Source organism: Bacteroides sp. RTP31139st1_H2_RTP31139_211217, from assembly GCF_040227615.1.
GTDB classification, from domain to species: Bacteria; Bacteroidota; Bacteroidia; order Bacteroidales; family Bacteroidaceae; genus Bacteroides; species Bacteroides uniformis.
This window is the reverse complement of record NZ_JBCNZM010000338.1, coordinates 1-1,481: the sequence shown is the minus strand read 5'-3', so window position 1 is coordinate 1,481 and position 1,481 is coordinate 1. Positions and strand designations below refer to the sequence as shown.

Genomic DNA, 1,481 nt, shown 5'->3' with positions numbered 1-1,481 from the left:
ATATATGTTCTAATTCGTCTGAAAACATAGTGCTCTATCAATTCCCATTTATTTCTTTTTTAATTCTCTCGACAACCGCATCGCACAGAAGTTCGGTCCGCACATCGTGCAATACTCCCCATCCACATGCTTCCCTGCATGAAAATAGCTGAACGCACGTTCCGGGTCGAGCGACAAGTCAAACTGGTCTTTCCAGCGGAATTCATAACGTGCTTTGCTCAGTGCATTGTCACGCACTTGTGCTCCGGGATGCCCTTTTGCCAGATCGGCGGCATGGGCGGCTATCTTATAGGTGATGACACCTACACGCACATCCTCCTTATCGGGCAGTGCCAGATGCTCTTTGGGAGTGACATAGCAGAGCATCGCCGTACCCAGCCAGCCTATCTGCGCCGCACCGATGGCGGACGTGATATGGTCGTATCCCGGTGCGATGTCCGTCACGATGGGGCCGAGCGTATAGAAAGGCGCATCGTGGCATTTTTCTATCTGGCGCTCCATATTCTCCTTAATCTTGTGCATGGGCACGTGGCCGGGACCTTCGATGAAAGCCTGCACATTCTTGTCCCAGGCACGCAGCACAAGCTCGCCCATCGTGTCGAGTTCTGCAAACTGCGCTTCATCGTTGGCATCGTGCGTAGACCCCGGACGCAGCCCGTCTCCCAAAGAGATGGCAACGTCATACTGTGCCAGAATGTCGCAAATGTCATCAAAGTGTTCGTAAAGGAAACTCTCGCGGTCGTGCACCAGGCACCATTTGCTCATGATGCTGCCGCCACGGCTCACGATGCCGCACAACCTTTTCTCGGCCAGATGCACATTGTGGCGGCGTATGCCGGCATGGATGGTGAAGTAGTCCACTCCCTGCTCGCATTGTTCAATCAAGGTGTCGCGGTAGATTTCCCAGGTGAGGTCTTCCACCTTGCCGTTCACTTTCTCCAATGCCTGGTAGATGGGGACAGTGCCCACGGGAACGGGACAGTTGCGGATAATCCATTCGCGCGTTTCGTGTATGTTCTCGCCCGTGGAGAGGTCCATCAGCGTGTCGCCGCCCCATTTGCAGCTCCACAATGCTTTCTCTACCTCTTCTTCGATGCCCGAGGTGGTGGCGGAGTTTCCGATATTGGTATTTATCTTCACCAGGAAGTTACGGCCTATAATCATCGGCTCTGCTTCGGGATGGTTGATGTTGGCAGGAAGCAGGGCGCGTCCGGCAGCAATCTCCTGGCGTACAAATTCCGGTGTGATGTGCGTCTCTATTCCCAGCTCCGCGCAGTTCATGTTCTCGCGAATCGCCACATACTCCATTTCAGGCGTGATGATGCCTTGTTTGGCATAGTACATCTGTGTGCAGCATTTTCCTTGAAGGGCGCGGTAGGGCAGGGTGATATGCTCAAAGCGCAGAGAGTCGAGCGACCGGTCGTCGCGGCGCATGCGCCCGTACTCCGACGTTATTTCGGACAGCTGCTCCACATCGCCGC

General features: G+C 54.6%; 1 protein-coding gene. It reads right to left on the bottom strand.

The features are described 5' to 3' along the window. Positions 1-48: 48 nt before the first annotated feature. Positions 49-1,481: phosphomethylpyrimidine synthase ThiC (gene thiC, locus ABUA47_RS24735; protein ID WP_349832285.1), on the bottom strand; the 1,433-nt coding region annotated here is incomplete at its 5' end.